This is a genomic window from Psychrobacter sp. Ps7 (assembly GCF_022129225.1).
In the GTDB taxonomy this organism is placed as follows: Bacteria; Pseudomonadota; Gammaproteobacteria; order Pseudomonadales; family Moraxellaceae; genus Psychrobacter; species Psychrobacter immobilis_A.
In genome coordinates, this window is record NZ_JADQAH010000017.1 from 1 (window position 1) to 19,080 (window position 19,080).

Here is a 19,080-nt window from a genome sequence, read left to right on the forward strand (position 1 = left end):
TACCTAAACTGTTTCATGATATGGGCTGTATCGATTTTATAAAGACTTAACTATACAACTTGTAAAACTTTACTAAAGCTTATCAGGTTATTATTTTAATAAGTAATTTTAGAAAAACTTATTTAATTTAATTGATGTAGAATTAAACAAATGTACTTACCGTACTATAATTTCCATTTTCTGTACTGATCCTTATTAAAAAAGGAGTTTTTATGAAAAAGCTTGCCGCTTGTCTTGGTTTTGCCTTGGCTTGTATCTCTACCTCTCATGCCCAAACCATCGCTGGTTACAGCTTTGAAAAATACCCTGCTAAAATCTATAACGGTAAACAAGCGCCCTTAAAATTAGGTGACTGGAGCTCTTTTCGTACTCGTCTGAAAGCAGCTCATAAAGAGGGTGACATTAACTTCGCGGGTAACTATATCGTAACAACTTGGGGCTGTGGTACAAGCTGTGTGTCAGGGGCTATGATTGATAAACGTACTGGCAAAGTATACGATATTCCACTGGGTGAAACTGAGGATAGTATCACCCCTTATGAAAGTGGCGCAGAATGCTTCGCAGACGGAGCAGAACTCGATGATGACGAACGTTTGGCTTTCTATTCCAATAGCCGCTTATTTATCAGCCGCAATTGTGAAGGCGAGAAAGTCAACGAAACCACCGGTAAACAACTTATCACCTATTATGTCAATATTTGGGATGAAAAGTCCAAGACATTCAAACTAAAAAAGGTTCAGCAATCTAAACTCGTTACAGTGGACTACAGTGAATTTTAAACCAAGTTTTTTCTGTATTTACCTTTTAAAGCCAAGTTTTTAGCCTAAACTTAGCTCATACTACTCCCTATCTTTTTTAGATGCCTTAGTTTGGGCTATCTTGACGAAAGAAATCAACCACCTCAACATTGTAGTAGCACACTAAATTTGGACTGCATTTAAGAGAAGATATATTGCATACGAAAAAGCCAGACAACCTAAGTTGTCTGGCTTTAATATTTTGAACGACTTATCTATGATTAGGTTCCCGCCACACAGCATGCTCACATACCTCACAGCACCAACTGTCTTTTGAGCGCATATAAGGAATGTCTGCTGGTATCTGTAAAGGGCACACATAACCACAGTATTCGCATCGCACATCATCTAAATAAGCAAAACACTCACCGATTGTCTCAAACAGTACTCGAGTGCTTATTCTATACTTCTCACAGATGGTTTCTACATGCACGATATAATCACTTGCGTTATCATATGACCAGTAATCCTCACAGATTCTTAAATCGCGTGCGTTCTGCGTCATATTCGGCTGAAGCTTTACACTCATCACATTCTCCTTAGTAGCCGACATAGTGAGAGTGCGGTAGTAGCTCATAAAGCTCGCTCTGAAGCTGACAACGCATATCCTCAATCACATAGTCAAAACTCACATCCAAGCGCTTCTGTACCCATACACGCATCGCCATATCGTTATCAAAGCAGCATTTCACTCCTAAGAAACGTGCGAGTTGATGACCAGATGAAATATACAACTCACGCATCAATGCATTAGCAATAAGGTTTGCATCTGTACTGATTGCACCATCAGGTTTAAACTCACCAAACAGCTCCTCATAATTGATAATTGTCATATTGACGCCTCCTTGTCAGTTTGTGCATTAGAGCTATTCGATGCGCTTGTCAGTTTCTCCTTACTCGCTAGTAGCAAATTATCCATCGCTGAGCCATCTTGACGGGTGATATCAGGTACGTAGCGGCTATACACCCGAAACAGCATCTCCGTACTACTGTGACCCATCTGGCGAGCTATCCATTCAGGATTCTCACCAGCAGCCAGCCAAAGCGTCGCTGCCGTATGCCGAGTCTGATAAGCCCGCCGATGTTTCAAACCGAGGAGGGCAAGGGTGGGTTTCCATACCCTTCTATTAACATTACGGTATTCCATCGGATTGCCTTGTGAGTTGCAAAACACAAACTCTGACTTACCAAAGGTGCGCGTCTTCTGCTCTAGCAAGGCATCATAGACCAACTGTGACATCGCAATATCACGTTGTGAACCTAACGTCTTAGTCGGGCCCATCTCACCATTTACTAATGCACCACGGATACTGATCTCACGCCGATCAAAGTTAATACAGTCCCACTTCAGTCCATCAATCTCACTGGTACGCATTCCTGTAAAAAAGCGAATGGTGTAGTAGGGCCTATAATCAGCTCGGACATGCTTTAAAATCAGCCATACTTCACTCAGTGTGAACGGGTTTACATCTGGACGAGCTTGCTTGAGATTCTTAATATTTTTATAAGGCATCTCAAACTCATGGCGATCTGACGCTTCTTCTAGTATCATACGAAGAAGTATCATGATCTGATTGATTCGTGCTACTGACAGACTTGACTGACCCTCTTTACCGTAACGAACTTTGGCGAGAGAGCTACGGAAGGTCAGCAAGTCTGGTTTTTTTATGGCATGTACCGCTTTGCCACCAAACTCAGGTAGCAAGTACTTGTTCAAAATAATCTGCGTCTTTTGCCGATAACTCGGCCGCCATTCAATCTTCTTCTCCTCATACCAAATCTCTGAAAACTGCCTAAAGGTAGGGTTGCGACTGATACAAGCTTCCGCTCTATCAGCCAGTGCGGTCATCTCTTTTAAACGTGTACTCTTTGGAAAGTAAGCGCCATAGTCAAAAATGCCTAGGGTTATTTCTGCTTCCATTTTTTTCAAAACAGTCGCTAATTTTTTTCTGTTAGCTGGGTTATCTTCCAAACTAGTCTTTTCTCGACAACGTATACCTAGATAGTAGAAGTCGGCGATTAGTTTGCCAAACCGTCCTTGTATAGTAGCCATAGTAATTCTCCTTTTATTACTGAAGTGCCATACCGTTGATGGCGCTCATAACCGGCTTACACATATCTTCTTCAATACGCTCCCAGACATATAAAATCTTGCGACCGCCGAAAGGGCGGATGTAATGAATGTTCTCAATCAAAACAGTGTCTTTCATTTGATTGCGGATAGTACGTGGGTCGTACTTGATACGTTCGGCTAGCTCATCAGTTGTTAAATAAGTATTGCTCATGATATTTACCTCTTTTCAGTTATTAAGTCATCGCATTAAGTGATAGAATAAAAATTATTTTATTAACCTGTAAAAATGCATCTTGAAGGAATCAGTTAATATTTACCCGCTTAGAGGTAATTAATAACCGATTTGTGTACTATATTATCTTTTTACCTCAATGTAAAGCATTTTTACCCGAAAAGAGGTATTAATTATGATTGTGTCTAAACTTCCTGTGATTCTGGCAGAGAAAAAACTGCGCGTAGCAGATGTTGTAAGAGCAACAGGCATGAGCAAATCAACGCTTCATAAACTATATAATGAAGAGTCCTCAAGAATTGATTTCAATACTATTGACCAGTTATGTGAGTTTTTAGATGTGCAGGTGGGTGACTTATTTATTTACAAGCCAAATGTTAAAGATGATGATGAAGAATCTTGAAAACTATCAAACAGAAAATATATATGCAGAGAAATAAGTGGCAAAGCCATATATACAAGGCACTTCAAAGCATAGAATTAAGGTTGGGGTTATTTTTTATATTTACTTTTCCATGATTTGGTCACGTTTTGGTCACGCTATGAGCTCAATTTATAAAAGCAGTGGAAAAGCAAAAACGATGCTAATAAAATATTTCTTAGCATCGTTTTTTATAAAGGTAAGAATAATAAGTTGGGGTCGATTACAAAATCAGTGTTTATAGCGTGGACACGAAATGGTCACGTTTTGGTCACGGTGCTGATTTTTGAGCTTTTAATATGTTAGTTAAACTTAGCAATTAGACTGAGTCACTCATACTGAAAAACACTACAACCCCCGAAAATTGGATAAAAAAAAGCCTCACTGTTAAGTGAGGCTTTTTAAGTATTTGGAGCGGGAAAAGAGATTCGAACTCTCGACCCCAACCTTGGCAAGGTTATGCTCTACCACTGAGCTATTCCCGCTAATTATCAATTAACTATCGTCAGTTGATGAAGGCGTATTATACGCAGTTTTTTGAACGTGTCAACAGTTAGTATGAAAAAAAACAAAAGATAGTAAATTGGCATATTATCCTAGCCTTCATCTATGATATAACAGATTGTTGTAATCTATATTCCAAAAGCTTTGCTTTCTATAAATAGGCTGGAATACAGTTTTATAATGACTTTAACCATATTAATCATTTTCATGATTTATAAAGATAACACTTAAGGATAAGTACTATGAGTCAACAATATACCATCGCTGATTATTTGTTTGATCGTGTTGCAGAAGCAGGCGCATCAGAGATATTTGGCGTACCTGGTGATTTCAACTTAACGTTTTTAGACAATATTATCGCCTCTGATAAGCTGCGCTGGGTGGGTAACACCAATGAGTTAAATGCAGGTTACGCAGCTGACGGCTATGCACGTGAGCGCGGCTTTGCGGCGATGGTGACGACCTTTGGGGTGGGAGAATTGTCAGCGATTAACGCGACCGCAGGCTCTTTTGCTGAGTATGCACCAGTGCTTCATATCGTGGGCGCGCCAAGTACGGCTCTACAAGATTCAAAGCGCCGCATCCATCACTCACTTGGTGATGGCGTGTTCAATCATTTTATTAAAATGGTAGAGCCGGTCACGGTAGCACGAGCGCAGCTTACCCCTGAAAATGCTGCCTCAGAAATCGACCGTGTGATTCGTCTGATTCTTAAAAAACATCGCCCAGGCTATCTGTTACTATCGCCTGACGTTGCTCGTCAACCTATTTATCCACCGACTACAAAGCTTGTTGATAGCCAAGAAGACATCACCAGTCAAGCAGCATTGGCAGACTTTAAGCAAGCGCTCATAGAGTTTCTGCCAAACAAAACCACGACGCTGATGGCAGATTTGATGGTGCATCGTTTAGGGCTGCAAAATCAGCTTAAGGCATTGATTGCCGATACAGATATTCCTTATACGACGTTGTCATGGGGCAAAACCTTACTTGACGAAAATAGTGAGCGCTGGGCAGGGACTTATGCTGGCGTGGCATCACGTCCCGTGGTCAAGGATGCAGTCGAAAACTGTGAGTGCTTAATAAAAATCGGTGTGCAATATACCGATACTACGACGGCAGGTTTTAGCCAAGATATTGATGAAAGTACAGTGGTTGATTTGCATTATGAGCGCGCGAGCATTGCTGGCAAAAACTTTGCGCCCATTGCCCTAAAAGACGCCCTAAAAACGCTACATGAAGTCTTGACCTCAGATATTAATATTGTGCCAAAGCAGTTCTGTAAAGAAGTCAAGCCGCATGAGCAGCAGGGTAAGGACGATGAGGCTATTCTTCAAGATGATCTATGGCATATCATTGCCGATCATCTAGACCATAATAATTTGGTGTTTGCAGAACAGGGAACGGCGTATTTTGGCATCAGTGATGTGCGTTTACCAGAAGGCGTGACTTGTTATGGACAACCAATGTGGGGCTCGATTGGTTATACGTTGCCGGCAAGTTTGGGTGCGGCTATTGCATCGCCAAACAAGCGCAGTGTCTTATTGATTGGTGATGGCTCAGCATTATTGACCATTCAAGAAATCGCGGTGATGATTCAAGAGCATATCAATCCAGTGATTGTACTGATTAATAATGATGGCTATACCGTGGAGCGGGCGATTCATGGTGAAAACCAGCGCTATAATGACATTCCTAAGTGTAACTGGCAGATGATGCCAAAAGCTTTTGGTGCCACCGATGATAATAGTCTGCTGCTAAAAGCAGAAACAGCAGGCGAGTTAAAAGCGGCTCTTACGCAAGCAGCAGCTGTAAAAGACAAATTGGTTATGTTGGAGGTCATCGCTGATAAGCATGATATCCCGCCACTACTCGCCGATATCAGTGCCGCACTGAAGCCAAAAAATGATTGAGTGAGTAATAGAAAACTCGCTTCATAAAAATGAATAGCCCCATTGCTAGATGGGGCTTTTTGCACGTTTTTATCATATAGATTAATTAATCAGCTATTGCTCTTATGTCGGTTTGCAGACTTTAGTATCATGGTGGATTGGGCTATTTCCAGCCCTTATCATTCCATAGGAGATGACCCCGTCGTGATTTGGTTAAAAATGCTTATTGGTGCTCTAATGGTATTGGCGATTCAATTATTCGCGCAAACCAGATTTTTTTATTTGGCAGCACTCGCGCCACTGTTCCCCACATTTACGTTAATCAGTCACTTTATTGTGGGTACTGAGCGTAGCCCCGCTGATTTAAAAGTCGCATTAATATTTAGTATGCTCGGTGTCATACCGCATCTTATTTATACCTTTGTGGTATTTTTTAGCATCGGTTACGTCAGCTTATATAAGGCATTACTGTTCGGCGTTGTCGCTTGGACAATAGCCGCAGCGATTTTGGTCCTTACATGGCAGTACATTCAGGCTTAGTTGTGGTTAGAAAAAAACGTAAACTCTGTCAAAGAGCAATACATCAAAGGTATATATGAAATTCAGTACATATTTCTACAGATAATTTTTATAGATTCGGTCGTAGATGTTATTCTTAAGAGCGATTTTATGGTGCTACCTGTAGCAAACTAAAATTAGAATTATCGCGATAACTCCATTCATTACAATTTATAAAAATAGGGCTTAAAAAAGATGGATACCTTAAATATCATCTATCTCGTAGGGGCATTGTTAATTTTCGCCAGTATTATGGCAAGTACGTTATCGGCGCGCTTGGGCGTTCCGCTATTGCTGTTGTTTTTGATCGTAGGGATGTTGGCTGGCGAAGATGGTATTTTAGGTATCGAGTTCGCCCAATACGGGCTTGCTAATTTCGTTGGGCAGGCAGCTCTTGCTTGTATCTTGTTAGATGGTGGGCTACGCACATCTTTTAAGTCATTTCGAGTGGGTCTCAAGCCTGCTATTACCTTAGCCACTTGGGGCGTACTTGCGACGGTAATGATACTGGGTATATTCGTCACTTGGCTACTCGATGTTGATTGGCGACTTGGTTTGTTGATGGCGGCCATTGTTGGTTCAACCGATGCAGCAGCGGTGTTTTCGCTATTGCGTAATGGCGGCGTCAAACTTAACGATCGTGTACAGGCTACATTGGAGCTAGAATCGGGCGCGAACGATCCTTTGGCTATTTTGCTGGTGACAGGATTAATCGCTTTAAATGTTGATCCCGCTGGACAGACAATACTGGGCTTTTTAGGGTTGTTATTACAGCAGCTTGGCTTTGGTTTGGGCATGGGCTTACTGTTTGGTTATTTATTGGCAAGGCTATTACCAAAAATACACTTGGCAGAAGGTATGTATGCCATTTTGATCATGTCTGCTGGCTTGGCAGTCTTTGCCGCGACTAATCTGATTGGCGGCAGTGGATTTTTGGCAATTTATCTCACCGGTGTGCTAATTGGCAACCATAAAGTGCGCTCAACTGAGCATGTGATGCGGGTGATGGATAGCTTTGCGTGGTTGTCACAAGCGGTATTATTTGTGGTACTAGGGTTATTGGTGACGCCATCGCATGTGATTGATGTTTGGTATTACTCCGTCGCGATTGCAGCTTTTATGATTTTTATTGCTCGCCCTATTGCGGTCTATACCAGTGTGAAACCCTTTAAATTTAAAGACAGAGAAATCGGCTTTATTTCTTGGGTAGGTCTGCGCGGCGCGGTTCCTATTACGCTTGCCATATTACCGGTGATGGCGGGAATAGACGGCGCTTTTATGTTGTTTGATATTGCTTTTGGCGTGGTGGTTTTGTCTTTGATTTTACAAGGCACGACCATTCCTTTTATGGCAAATTTATTCAAAGTGCGTATTCCTAGTAATAAAGATCCAGAAGAAGAGCATGAGGTTTGGGTATCTGACAAAGCAAGCATTACTTTATATGAGTTTGAAGTAAAGTCAGGGGCATTTGCGATTGATCGTCATCCAATGGCCATCTCTAAGCGCATAAACCCTGATGAAATCAGTGTCTTTGCCTTGGTACGCAGGCAGCATATTATCGTTGTTGATGAAAATACCAAGCTCAAATGCGGTGATAGGGTGTGGTATGCGATGACAGGAAACCACGCCACCCAAATTGCTAAGATTTTCAACGATACGACCCTTGACCATAAAGCCATGGATGATTTTTATGGCGATTGGCTGCTATCTCCAAGCGTGAAGCTTGGAGATTTGCCGTTTTTTACTGGTATTATGGCGTCTGAGTCGCTTGTCGATAAACTCAAATCCAAATCTGAGGACAGCGCCAAAAGCATGTGGGATCAAACGGTCGCTGAATATATCAATGATAGCTTAGAGATAAAGCCAGTATCGGGTGATACGGTCGACATCAATGACGAATGGTCGTTGGTCATAAAAGAAGTGGATGATAAAGGGAAGCTTAGAACCATTGGTTTAAAGCATCTAGAGTGATTAATAGTAGGGTAGCTATGTAGCTATTTGCCGTCATTATTCACAAAAGACGTGTCATTTGACTTAAAAACTCGGCGACTTGTTTGTGTAAGTTTTCTCGATAAGCCCAATGATGCTTGACCTCGTAACTGGCCTCATTGGGCAGTAGTATTTTCATCAGCCCCATTTCTTCATAACGCTTGGCTAAATCATTAGGCAAGTAACCAACATGATGACCCGCCAGAATGAGCTGCGCGGTCGCCTCCATATGATAGGTAGTGGCACTCAAGGTTTTTGGACGGACATGATTGATACTCAAATCGGTAATATAGCCTCGTTTTATCCATGGATAGTTTTGTTCCAAATCCTCAAAAGTTAACCCTTCTGACCCATAAAACAATCGATGCTCGCGTCCACAGCAGACCACCTGCTTTTCAATAAATGCGGGCTGAAAAGTGAGTAGTGGTGGAAAACTGCCAAAATATCCCACACCAATATCACTCTCGTTGCTTAGCAGCTTCTCTAGCATGCTTTCAGGGCTTTGCACATCGATAGAAAAGTGGATAAGGGGATTGTCACGATAGCTAGCAGCCAAGCATTGGCGCAAAGCATCATAAAAAAACGTCGGCATCTGGTCAATGAGACACAGTCGGATATGACCGCCACGCACCGAATCTAATTGGCGAATATAGTGCAATTGATGTTGAAAACTGGCAACCGCTTCGGTAAAACTCAAACAGGCTTCATAAACCGCTGCGCCATCTTCTGTCAGCTTAAAACCTGCGCGTCCGCGATGACAAAGCGTCATACCTAAGCGATCTTCTAAATGGGTCAAATGACCACTAATGACAGAGGTCGTCACATTTAAGCGAGACTGTGCGGCTGTCACGCCCTGACACTCTACAATCGCCATAAAGCTGCGCAAGGTTTTGATGTCTATTTTTATCAATTCATCTAGCATCGGTCATTATTCCTCAGTAGCTATGATGTCTATCAAAATGAATCTTATATTTATCACTTTTCTAACATCAAATTTATATCAAACTTCTGATAATAACGGTTAAATCTAAATTACTACGAAAAATAAGAAGTTTACTTCTAAACTTTACCATGGTCTGACTTCAAATATTTAGGTATTGTCAAAGCATATAAAAAATTGCCTATTTTAAACAAACTGAAACAAGGATGTGATTTATGAAATTCAATCAACCATTAAGCGGCAACGATATGCCAAGATTTGGCGGCTTTGCTTCTATGATGCGCTTGCCGACTCAAGCTGATGCAGAAGGGTTAGATGTGGCGTTTGTGGGTGTGCCTTTAGATATTGGTGCGTCAAACCGTAGCGGTGCGCGATTGGGTCCACGACAAATTCGTGATGAATCACGCATGATTCGTCCCTATAATGTCGCCACTCGTGCAGCGCCTTTTGAGTCTTTACAAGTTGCTGATATCGGCGACGTGCCTATCAATACTTTCAACTTGCTAAAAAGCATTGATATCATCGAAAAATTCTATACTGATAAAATCGTGAATCATGGTGCTATTCCATTGACGTTGGGCGGCGATCATACCATTGCCTTGCCTATCTTACGTGCGCTTGCCAAAAAACACGGCCCTGTCGGCATGGTGCATATCGATGCGCATGCAGATATCAACGATGAGATGTTTGGCGAAAAAATCGCTCATGGTACACCGTTCCGCCGTGCTGTCGAAGAGAACTTAATCGATGGTAACCGCGTGGTACAGATTGGCTTACGTGGTACAGGCTATAGCGCCGAAGAGTTTGATTGGTCAACCCAGCAAGGCTTTCGTGTGGTGCCTGCCGAGGAATGCTGGTACAAGTCGCTGACGCCATTGATGGCAGAAGTACGCGAAAAGCTCGGTGATGGCCCCGTCTATTTAAGTTTCGATATCGATGGTATTGATCCTGCGTTTGCACCGGGTACGGGCACTGCTGAAATCGGTGGCTTGACCTCAACGCAAGCGATAGAAATCATTCGCGGTATGCGCGGACTTGATGTGGTGGGTGGCGATTTAGTAGAAGTGTCACCGCCGTATGATCCATTTGGTAACACCTCAGTATTGGCGGCAAACTTGCTGTTTGAGATGCTATGTATCTTACCGGGTGTGCGCTATGACGATAAGGTAAAGGCGGTGTATTAAGAATAATTTATAATCGCAAACTGCTTTTTATCAAGCTGCTTTTTATAAGGGATTAAAGGGCAGCTTGGGTTTAACACTGAACAACTTATTTAAACGCGATTGAACTTTTTAGGATGATTAACTCATGACGCAAACGCTTCAAACATCTTCTTCAGCGCCCGCCAAGCCGTCTCTGACATGTGGTGAGCTGCTCGTACAGTGGCTAGAGTATTATGGGGTAGAGACCGTATTTGGTATTCCGGGTGTGCATACGGTCGAGCTATATCGTGGTCTACCAAACACCAACATCCGCCACGTGACGCCGCGTCATGAACAAGGCGCGGGGTTTATGGCTGATGGCTATTACCGAGCGTCTGGCAAAGTCGGGGTATGCTTTATTATCACAGGCCCCGGTATGACCAATATCATGACAGCCATGGCGCAGGCGTTGGCAGACTCTATACCGATGCTAGTGATTTCTAGTGTTAATAAAGTGGCAGATACGGGCAGCGGTGAAGGGCACTTGCATGAATTGCACGATCAGCAAGGCATGGTCAGTAAGGTTACACTCATGAGCAAAACTATTTGGCAGCCTGAATCGTTACCCAAGGTCATCGCTGAAGCGTTTGCATTATTTAATGGCGCACGTCCGGGGCCAGTGCATATCCAGTTGCCCATTGATGTGATTACCGCCGATGCCAGTCATGTTGCTAAGCCCTCTGATTATTTAAATAACTTTGTAAAAAAATCGACTGATGCACATGGTTTAACGTTACCTCAAGTAATGAGACCGCTGCCCAATCTTGCGCAATTAGATTTGATCGTTGAATCTCTAAAAGCGGCAAAAAATCCAGTGATACTTTATGGTGGTGGCTGCGTCGATGTCGATCATGACGCGCAAACCCTAGCAGAGCTTATCGATGCACCGACGTTTTTGACCATTAATGCCAAAGGTTTGCTGCCACCTAGCCACCCATTAAGTTTGGGTAGCAATCAGTCATTAGAGGCAGGTCGCGCCGTTATTGCTGAGGCTGATTGGGTATTGGCGATTGGTACTGAGCTGGGTGAGACTGATTATGATGTGTTCTTTAATGGTGAATTCAAAATCAATGGCACGCTGATTCGTATCGACTGCGATGCCCAGCAATTACAGCGTCCTTTTAGAGCCGATATCGCGGTATTGTCCGATGCGCAAATGGCTATAAGTGGGCTGTGTAGCCGTTTAGAAAACCACGCGTTAAATCATCAAGCGGCGGTACGAGTAAACGAGGCAAAACAGTTACTTATAGAAGACATGACACCAGACTTTGCTGGGCAAAATGCGCTACTTCAATTGATTCGAGATGAAGTGAAAGACGTCATCTTCGTTGGTGATTCAACGCAGCCTGTCTATAGCGGCAATCTTGGTTTTGAGGCGTTAGCCACGCGTCGATGGTTTAACTCATCGACTGGATTTGGCACGTTAGGTTATGGTTTGCCTGCTGCCATTGGTGCCATGATTGGCTCAAACAGTCCAGTGGTCAGCTTGATTGGCGACGGCGGTATTCAGTTTACGATTGCAGAACTCATCTGTGCCGCCGAGCTTGAGCTGCCATTGATTGTGCTGCTGTGGAACAACCAAGGCTATGGCGAGATTCGTCGTTATATGGAAGAGGGTGGATTGCCACTAATCGGGGTTAATATTAAGACGCCGAACTTTGAGCCATTAGCCGCAGGATTTGGCGCAGGTTATCGCAGAATCACAGCCAAACAGCAATTGCTCGATGCTTTAAAAGAAGATATCAAGGGCAAGCAACCCATCATCTATGAAGTTGATGAAGCCGATGAATTTTTGATTGAAATGGGTAAAACATTCACCTGCTTTAGCTAATGTTAATACGTCAAATATAATAAAGGCTGGTCGCTCAAGGAAGAACGTCTATGATGCCACATGCTAACCGCTCGTCTGGTCGCTTGAGCACCTCGCTGGCAAGCTTATTAACGGATTTATCCGCGATTGTTGGCGCGACCAATGTATTGACCAAACCCAGCCAGCAGCAGTCGTATACACAAGGGGCGATTGCGGCTATCACGAATGCTGTCGTGGCAGTTGTGATACCAGACTCTCTTGTGGCACTATGGCGCGTCATTAATCTCTGTGCAGCGGCTGATGTGATTATTATTGCTCAGGCTGCTAACACAGGGTTGACCGGAGGCTCGACACCGTACGGAGAGTACGATCGAGCAGTCGTCGTGATTTCTATGCAACGATTGGGCGGTGTTCATCTGCTCAATGATGCAGCAGAGCTGGTTGCCTTGCCAGCGGCTAGCCTCCAGCAGTTGGAGTCTGAGCTTGCGCCGTTAGGGCGTGAGCCGCATTCAGTACTGGGCTCAAGTTGTGTTGGTGCTTCGGTGATTGGCGGTATTTGCAACAGCTCTGGCGGTATGTTGGTGCAGCGTGGTCCGGCGTATACCGAGATGTCGCTATTTGCCAAACGTAATGCCATGGGTGAGTTTGAATTAATCAATCACTTAGGCATTGATTTAGGTGCAGGTCCAGAAGAGATGCTTAAAAACTTACAAACTGGCACGTTCAATAAAAATCCAGAGAGTGCCAACAGTAAGTCCTGTACAAACCACCATTATCAACACAAGGTGCGTGATTGCGAGGCAGACACACCTGCCAGATTTAATAATGACCCTAACGGATTATATGAAGCCTCTGGTTCAGCAGGCAAAGTCATCGTCTTTGCGGTTCGAGTCGCGACATTTGCCAAACCGACGCAAGAACAAACGTTTTATATCTCGACCAATGACGCCGATACTTTGACCACACTCAGGCAACAGTGGTTAAAAAGCGAGCTAAACCTGCCTATTTTGGCAGAATATATGCACAAAAATTACAACGATATTACCATGCGCTATGGTCGCGATACTTGTTTGAGTATGCGAAAACTACCAGCCAGTAAAATAGGAGCGTTGTATCGGTTACAAACCAAGATTGGCTACTATTTGGATAAATGGCGACTGCCTCAGACTTTACCAGATCGGATGCTACAAATGACTGGTGTTTTCATGCCGCCGTCATTACCCAATTCTTTGGCAGAGCAGGCGAGCTCCTATCGTTATCATTTAATCATTAAAGTCGCGGATGGCAATAATACGGACGATGATAATAGCAATGATAACCGCAGTCATGGTCATATTGTCGCTGCCCAAGCATTTTTACAGTCCCATATGCAGCAGCATCAAGGCGTCGTACATCTTTGTACAGCAGCAGAATCCCAAGCATTATTGGTGTTTCGTAGTGCGGCAACCGCTGCCATGTTTCGTTATCACAACCTTAACCACACAAAGTTTGGAGAGCTGTTGTCTACCGATATTGCCTTACCAAGGAATGCCGTAGATTGGGATGAAGTGCTACCTATTGACTTACAAAAGCAGGTCAGTAAAACCTTTTATTTGGGGCATTTTTTCTGTCATGTCATGCACCAAGACTATCTGCTACACCCTGAGGTAGATGCAAAAAAATTCAAGGATGAGCTGTTGGCGTTTTATGATCGACGTCGTATCGAGTACCCTGCTGAACATAATGTGGGTCATGTCTATACCGCAAAACCTGCACTACATACTTTTTATAAAAAACTAGATCCGACCAATTCGCTAAATCCAGGCATTGGTCAGACAGCAAAATGGAAAAATTGGCGATCGTCGCCCATCAAGGAGGAATTAAATGACGAATTATCTCGATAAGTCGCAGCAACCGATATTAGGAAACGATGTTGTCGATTCAGAAACGCCGCAAGGAGAGCAGTGGCGTGCGTCAATGTGGAAGTTTTTATTGTTTTCAGCACTGGGCATTGCACTATTTATTATTCCGTTTCAATGGGACGGAAAGGTTACGATTTTATTGGGTGTGTTAACGGACGCTTTGCAAGCTTTGCTGGGCGGTTCTGTCGTTTATGTGGCAATGGCAATCGTGACGACTTCCTTTCTTGGGGCGTTGGCTGTGAAGGTGTTAAAACCCAACCTGCATGAAGACTCTATGGTCAAAAAACTCTTCGATGTTGATTGGTTTTGGCTCACCGCCCGATTGCTAGGGATGGTGTTTGTCTGGATGATTTATCTGCAAGTCGGCCCTGAGTTTATTATTAATCGTAATACAGGCGGCGTTATTTTCGAAGATTTGATTCCAATTTTGATTCCTTTGTTTTTCTTCGCCATTTTATCGTTGCCGTTTTTGACAGATTTTGGTTTGATGGAGTTTTTGGGCACACTGGCGAGCAAAATATTTGTCAAACTGTTTAAGTTGCCAGGACGCTCAGCGGTAGATGCGATGTCCTCTTGGTTTGGCGCGGCTTCTATCGGCTTGCTAGTCACCATGCAGGAGTATGATAAAAGCTACTATAGCCAGCGTGAAGCGGCGATTATCGCGACGACTTTTTCGGTGACTTCGATCGCTTTTACTTATGTCGTCGCCAAAACCATCGGCGTGGACGATAACTTCGTTTATTTTTATCTGACCATTGCTTTAACAGGCTTTATCGCTGCGATTATTATGCCGCGTATACCGCCACTTTCCTTAAAGCCTGACACCTATCATTCTGGCAAAAGTATGCTCGATGAAGGGATTCCTGCTCAGTACACGACCTACCAATGGGCGGTCAATCGTGCTGTGACGCGCGCACACTCAATGCCAAGTCTGGGTCAAGTGTTCAAACGTAGTGTAAAGAATTTATTCGATATCTATTTTGGGCTAATCCCCGTGATTTTCGCAATTGGTACGATTGGTCTGGGCTTAGCCGAATATACGCCTGTGTTTAAATGGTTGTCTGCACCGTTAGTGCCATTGCTTGATTTGTTGCAGATTCCAGAGGCAGCAGAGGCGGCTCCAGCGATGATTATGGGCTTTGCGGATATGTATTTGCCAGCCTTGGTCGGCAAAAGTATTGAGAGTGAGATGACAAGATTCATCGTTGGTGCATGTTCTATTACTCAGATTATTTATATGTCTGAAGTGGGCGCGCTGATTTTGAAATCAAACATCAAGCTTAATGTGTTAGAGCTGTTTATGATTTTTATTCTTCGTACTCTGATCAGTTTGGTGGTGATTACCTCCGTGGCGCATTTACTTTATTAGCCATGTAGCCAATATCAACCCAGCCTCTAGCATAACGATAATGTGCCAAATAATTGGTTTATCTAACTAAAGAATAAACCGATTACTTAGCCAATGATTGACAGAGGCACTTATAAATACAATTAAAGACAATAGGTGTAACAACAATTATATCAAACCATATAAGGTGATTGACCATCATGGAAATGACGAATGCTAACATTTTAACGAGAGAACGCGCTATACAAACGGTTAAAGATGAAGTGATGTTAAATGCAGCCTATATAGATGGCAAATGGATGACTATTGAAGCACCTGCTACCGATACTGCTGATGCTGATGCTGATGCTGATGCTGATAGCTATGATTCGAATTATGATTCAAGTTATGATTTATATGATTCAAATTCGGGAACAATCATCGCTACCACTCGATTGTGTACCAAGGTACAGGTAGAAATGGCAGTCAATGCGGCTTCTGCGGCGTACCCATCTTGGTCGCAAACCGCTGTAAGCGAGCGCGCATCGTATCTCAATGCCATTGCCGAGAAGATGGAGCAGCAGTTTGACAAATTGGTGGGATTGTCTGTATTAAATAATGGTAAGCCCATTGAAGAGGCAAAAATAGACGTGAGCGATGCCATTGCCTGCTATCGCTATTATGCCAATCTCATCACAGCACAAGCGACTTGGTCGGAGGTATCTACTAGCGAGTCAGGCATACGTTTGCTAAAAACGTATGCACCTATTGGTATTTGCGCCCTTATTGTCCCGTGGAATTTTCCAATGGTGACCACTGCTTGGAAGTTAGCTCCTGCATTGGCTGCAGGCTGTACGGTGCTATTAAAGCCCTCCGAGGTGACATTATTGCCAGAGTTGATGCTGGGCAATATATTGTCTGCTATTAAACTACCGAAAGGAGTCGTTAATATTTTACCGGGTGCAGCTGAAGTGGGCGCAGCCATGACCTGCCATCCATTAATCGACAAAATTTCTTTTACTGGTAGCAACGCCGTTGGTGAAAAGGTAATGAGCCAAGCGGCAAAAGGTATCAAAGATATCAGTCTAGAGCTGGGCGGTAAGTCAGCCATCGTCGTATGTGCAGATGCTGATATCGACCACGCTTGTGATTTAATCATCGGTGGCATATTTACCAATGCCGGTCAGATCTGTTCAGCCACCTCAAGACTGCTCGTTCATGAAAGCATTGCTCAGTCGTTGTTCGATACATTAAAAGTTAAGACAGAAAATTTGCAAATGGGTGATGGCTTTGACACTGACACGCAAATGGGTCCACTGGTTAGTGAGCAGCAACTAAATCAAGTAAAAAAATATTTCGACCTTGCTACTGCCGAAAACCTGATTTGTCTCACAGGTGGTGAGGTCTTAAATCGGCAAGGGTATTTTGCGATGCCGACGATTTATACCAATGTTCCAGTGACCAGTCAGTTATGGACAGAAGAGGTTTTTGGGCCGGTCTTAGTGAGTCAAACGTTTACCGACCATGCCGAGGCGATTGCTTTGGCCAATGATAGCCAGTTTGCTTTGGCCGCGAGCATTGTCAGCGCTGATGAAACGGCGGCCGTAGAGATGGCGCTACAGATTCAAGCGGGTCATATCTGGATCAATGAACAGCAAATTGTACTGCCAGAATCAGGATGGGGCGGGTTTAAGCAAAGCGGTATCGGTCGTGAGCTGGGTGTAGATGGCTTGTCTGCGTATCAAAAAAGTAAGCATGTGCTGTTGAGTCATTAAACGTTGGGTGCTTTCATATCTTATTTAGCCAGTGACATTGTTACCAATGGCTAAATAAGATATTTGCTTTGTAAATTAACTTTACTGGACTAAGAATGCCATTCGATATAAAATTGAGCAATCATTCAAATTTTATCGCTGTGCTTATTTTTATATGAGATTACAGCTTTTGAGATGGAAAAACTATGTCACGTACCGTACTTTATAACCGTCAGGATGCCTTAGAACGCGCGTTACAGCTTTTTTGGCAAAAAGGCTTTCATGCTACTTCGTTAAAAGACATAGAAGAGGCGCTCGATATGCGTCCAGGAAGCATTTATGCTGCGTTTGGCAGTAAAGATGGATTATTTCAAGAAGCGTTAGACTACTATGCTCGCCTAGGTTTGAGTGAGCTTGAGCGGGTAATGGGCGCTTATCAATCGCCGCTGTTGGGGTTAGCCGCTTTCGTGCGTCAGCTGGGCGGTATTCGTGATAAAGGGCTGCCGAGTCAGGCTTGTATGTTAGTCAAAAGTTTACTGGAGCTTGGTGCTCGTGAGCAGACAGCGCTACAAAAAGTTGAAATGCTGCTGGCAGGTATGGAGCTGCGTTTTATAAATTACTTTACCGAAGCACAGCGGCTGGGTGAATTGGATACTGAGCTCGACGCGACTAGACTTGGACGACGACTACAGGCGGAAATCATGGGGCTGCGTGCTTTTGCGCAGCGTGATGTCGAGAGTGCAGCGGTGCAAGCGTTGGCTGAAGATATGGCGCTCTCTATAGAAGCGCTGCGTATTGATAAACCTGTTGGCGAGTAGTGCATGTTGACCATTTGCAAATAAGCACTGCTAAAGGGTTATTGCCGATGCTGCTAAAGGGTTATTGCCGATTAAGTAAGGCTGATTGCTAAGATATTTTTGGTATGAAAAAAGGGTTTTAGAGTTACTGTATAGCCCGAGACTATATAGTAACTCTAAAACCCTTAGTCTTGAAAACTCAACCATCAACAGATGGTTTAGTCTGGCATGTCAGCCAACTGCTGCAATATGCTTTTATAATTCTCAACACCTTGAGCACCGCTAATTAAATGACGCTCATTGAAAACCATAGATGGCACACTTTGAATGCCTTGTTGCTGCCAATGCTGCTTTTCTTTTTCTACCGCTGCAGCAAATTGCTGGTCTTCTAAGATCGCCAGTGCTTCGCTACGATCCAGTCCAACATCGGCCGCAACATCGGCAAGCACACTATAATCTGATATATTTTGATTATCGACGAAGTGTGCGACGAACAATGCTTGCTTTAGCTCGTGCATACGCCCTTGTTGATCGGCCCAATGCAGCAACTGATGCGCATTAAAAGTATTGTAAGTACGAAAGTCATCGGTAAACTGAAAATTAAATCCAGCTTCAGCACCTGCTTCGGTCATTCTAGCTCGGTTCTCTTGAATGTCTTCAGCAGTCGTACCGTACTTCTCCATGATATGCTCACGATAGTTTCGTCCTTCGTGCGGTGTATTAGGATTTAACTCAAATGGATGCCAGTGAATCTCGTGTGGAGTGTTGGTTTGTTTTAATGCCTCGGCTAGTTGACTATAGCCGATAGCGCACCAAGGGCAGACCACGTCCGACACGATATCTATTCGTAATGGCTTTTTTAAATTACTCATAGTGGCTCCT

17 protein-coding genes and 1 tRNA gene are annotated in these 19,080 nt (G+C 43.5%); 11 read left to right on the plus strand and 7 right to left on the minus strand.

Features of this window, described 5'->3' with window-relative positions; translation table 11 throughout:
- The first annotated feature begins 212 nt into the window (after positions 1–212).
- Positions 213–779 carry a hypothetical protein gene (locus tag I3257_RS07575; protein WP_238049297.1) on the plus strand — a complete coding sequence of 189 codons (567 nt, stop codon included), beginning with the start codon at positions 213–215 and terminating at the stop codon, positions 777–779.
- A gap of 229 nt (positions 780–1,008) precedes the next feature.
- Here the strand turns inward: I3257_RS07575 and I3257_RS07580 are convergent, their stop codons facing one another.
- Genes I3257_RS07580 through I3257_RS07595 form a run of 4 tightly spaced genes read right to left on the minus strand, consistent with a single transcriptional unit; the run spans position 1,009 to position 3,082 of the window.
- The gene (locus I3257_RS07580) at positions 1,009–1,326 is read right to left on the minus strand and encodes a hypothetical protein (RefSeq protein WP_238049298.1); all 318 of its coding nucleotides are present in this window, start codon (positions 1,324–1,326) and stop codon (positions 1,009–1,011) included.
- 10 nt (positions 1,327–1,336) lie between these two features.
- Positions 1,337–1,630 carry a hypothetical protein gene (locus I3257_RS07585; RefSeq protein WP_045454372.1) on the minus strand — a complete coding sequence of 98 codons (294 nt, stop codon included), beginning with the start codon at positions 1,628–1,630 and terminating at the stop codon, positions 1,337–1,339.
- Entirely contained in the window at positions 1,627–2,850 is a 1,224-nt protein-coding gene (locus I3257_RS07590) for a site-specific integrase (RefSeq protein ID WP_238049299.1), read from the minus strand. Before I3257_RS07590 ends, I3257_RS07585 begins: the two co-directional genes overlap by 4 nt.
- A gap of 16 nt (positions 2,851–2,866) precedes the next feature.
- Complete coding sequence (locus I3257_RS07595; RefSeq protein ID WP_045454368.1) at positions 2,867–3,082, minus strand: hypothetical protein; 216 nt, start codon at positions 3,080–3,082, stop codon at positions 2,867–2,869.
- Positions 3,083–3,278: 196 nt separating this feature from the next.
- Here I3257_RS07595 and I3257_RS07600 point away from each other — a divergent pair, with 196 nt between their 5' ends.
- Positions 3,279–3,506 carry a helix-turn-helix transcriptional regulator gene (locus tag I3257_RS07600; RefSeq protein WP_045454365.1) on the plus strand — a complete coding sequence of 76 codons (228 nt, stop codon included), beginning with the start codon at positions 3,279–3,281 and terminating at the stop codon, positions 3,504–3,506.
- A 428-nt stretch (positions 3,507–3,934) separates the two neighbouring features.
- On the opposite strand, the gene I3257_RS07605 is transcribed toward I3257_RS07600, so the two are convergent.
- A tRNA-Gly gene (locus tag I3257_RS07605) sits at positions 3,935–4,009 on the minus strand.
- Positions 4,010–4,270: 261 nt separating this feature from the next.
- Between I3257_RS07605 and I3257_RS07610 the strand changes: the two genes are divergently transcribed.
- The 3 genes from I3257_RS07610 (at position 4,271) to I3257_RS07620 (ending at position 8,449) form a co-directional block, all read left to right on the plus strand.
- Positions 4,271–5,941 (plus strand): thiamine pyrophosphate-binding protein, encoded by a 1,671-nt coding sequence (locus I3257_RS07610; RefSeq protein ID WP_238049300.1) that lies wholly within the window; start codon positions 4,271–4,273, stop codon positions 5,939–5,941.
- A gap of 183 nt (positions 5,942–6,124) precedes the next feature.
- The gene (locus I3257_RS07615) at positions 6,125–6,460 is read left to right on the plus strand and encodes a GlpM family protein (RefSeq protein ID WP_227676529.1); all 336 of its coding nucleotides are present in this window, start codon (positions 6,125–6,127) and stop codon (positions 6,458–6,460) included.
- 213 nt (positions 6,461–6,673) lie between these two features.
- The gene (locus I3257_RS07620) at positions 6,674–8,449 is read left to right on the plus strand and encodes a potassium/proton antiporter (RefSeq protein WP_087814202.1); all 1,776 of its coding nucleotides are present in this window, start codon (positions 6,674–6,676) and stop codon (positions 8,447–8,449) included.
- 40 nt (positions 8,450–8,489) lie between these two features.
- On the opposite strand, the gene I3257_RS07625 is transcribed toward I3257_RS07620, so the two are convergent.
- Positions 8,490–9,389 (minus strand): LysR family transcriptional regulator, encoded by a 900-nt coding sequence (locus I3257_RS07625; protein WP_201604230.1) that lies wholly within the window; start codon positions 9,387–9,389, stop codon positions 8,490–8,492.
- A 233-nt stretch (positions 9,390–9,622) separates the two neighbouring features.
- Here I3257_RS07625 and speB point away from each other — a divergent pair, with 233 nt between their 5' ends.
- From speB to I3257_RS07655, 6 genes are all read left to right on the plus strand, one after another.
- Positions 9,623–10,591 carry an agmatinase gene (speB, locus tag I3257_RS07630; RefSeq protein WP_055125012.1) on the plus strand — a complete coding sequence of 323 codons (969 nt, stop codon included), beginning with the start codon at positions 9,623–9,625 and terminating at the stop codon, positions 10,589–10,591.
- 124 nt (positions 10,592–10,715) lie between these two features.
- A complete protein-coding gene (locus tag I3257_RS07635) occupies positions 10,716–12,440 on the plus strand; it encodes a 5-guanidino-2-oxopentanoate decarboxylase (protein ID WP_087814200.1) in 1,725 nt (574 codons plus the stop codon).
- A gap of 50 nt (positions 12,441–12,490) precedes the next feature.
- On the plus strand, positions 12,491–14,302 hold the full coding sequence (gene dld / locus I3257_RS07640) for a D-lactate dehydrogenase (protein WP_238049301.1): 1,812 nt from the start codon (positions 12,491–12,493) through the stop codon (positions 14,300–14,302).
- Positions 14,283–15,689: a YjiH family protein gene (locus I3257_RS07645; RefSeq protein WP_238049302.1), complete on the plus strand. Its 1,407-nt coding sequence runs from the start codon at positions 14,283–14,285 to the stop codon at positions 15,687–15,689. Before dld ends, I3257_RS07645 begins: the two co-directional genes overlap by 20 nt.
- 179 nt (positions 15,690–15,868) lie before the next feature.
- The gene (locus I3257_RS07650; RefSeq protein WP_238049303.1) at positions 15,869–17,422 is read left to right on the plus strand and encodes an aldehyde dehydrogenase family protein; all 1,554 of its coding nucleotides are present in this window, start codon (positions 15,869–15,871) and stop codon (positions 17,420–17,422) included.
- Between the two features lie 185 nt (positions 17,423–17,607).
- Positions 17,608–18,219, plus strand: a complete 612-nt coding sequence (locus tag I3257_RS07655; protein ID WP_238049304.1) for a TetR/AcrR family transcriptional regulator — start codon at positions 17,608–17,610, stop codon at positions 18,217–18,219.
- A gap of 197 nt (positions 18,220–18,416) precedes the next feature.
- Here the strand turns inward: I3257_RS07655 and I3257_RS07660 are convergent, their stop codons facing one another.
- Positions 18,417–19,070, minus strand: a complete 654-nt coding sequence (locus tag I3257_RS07660) for a DsbA family oxidoreductase (RefSeq protein WP_238049305.1) — start codon at positions 19,068–19,070, stop codon at positions 18,417–18,419.
- Positions 19,071–19,080: the final 10 nt, after the last annotated feature.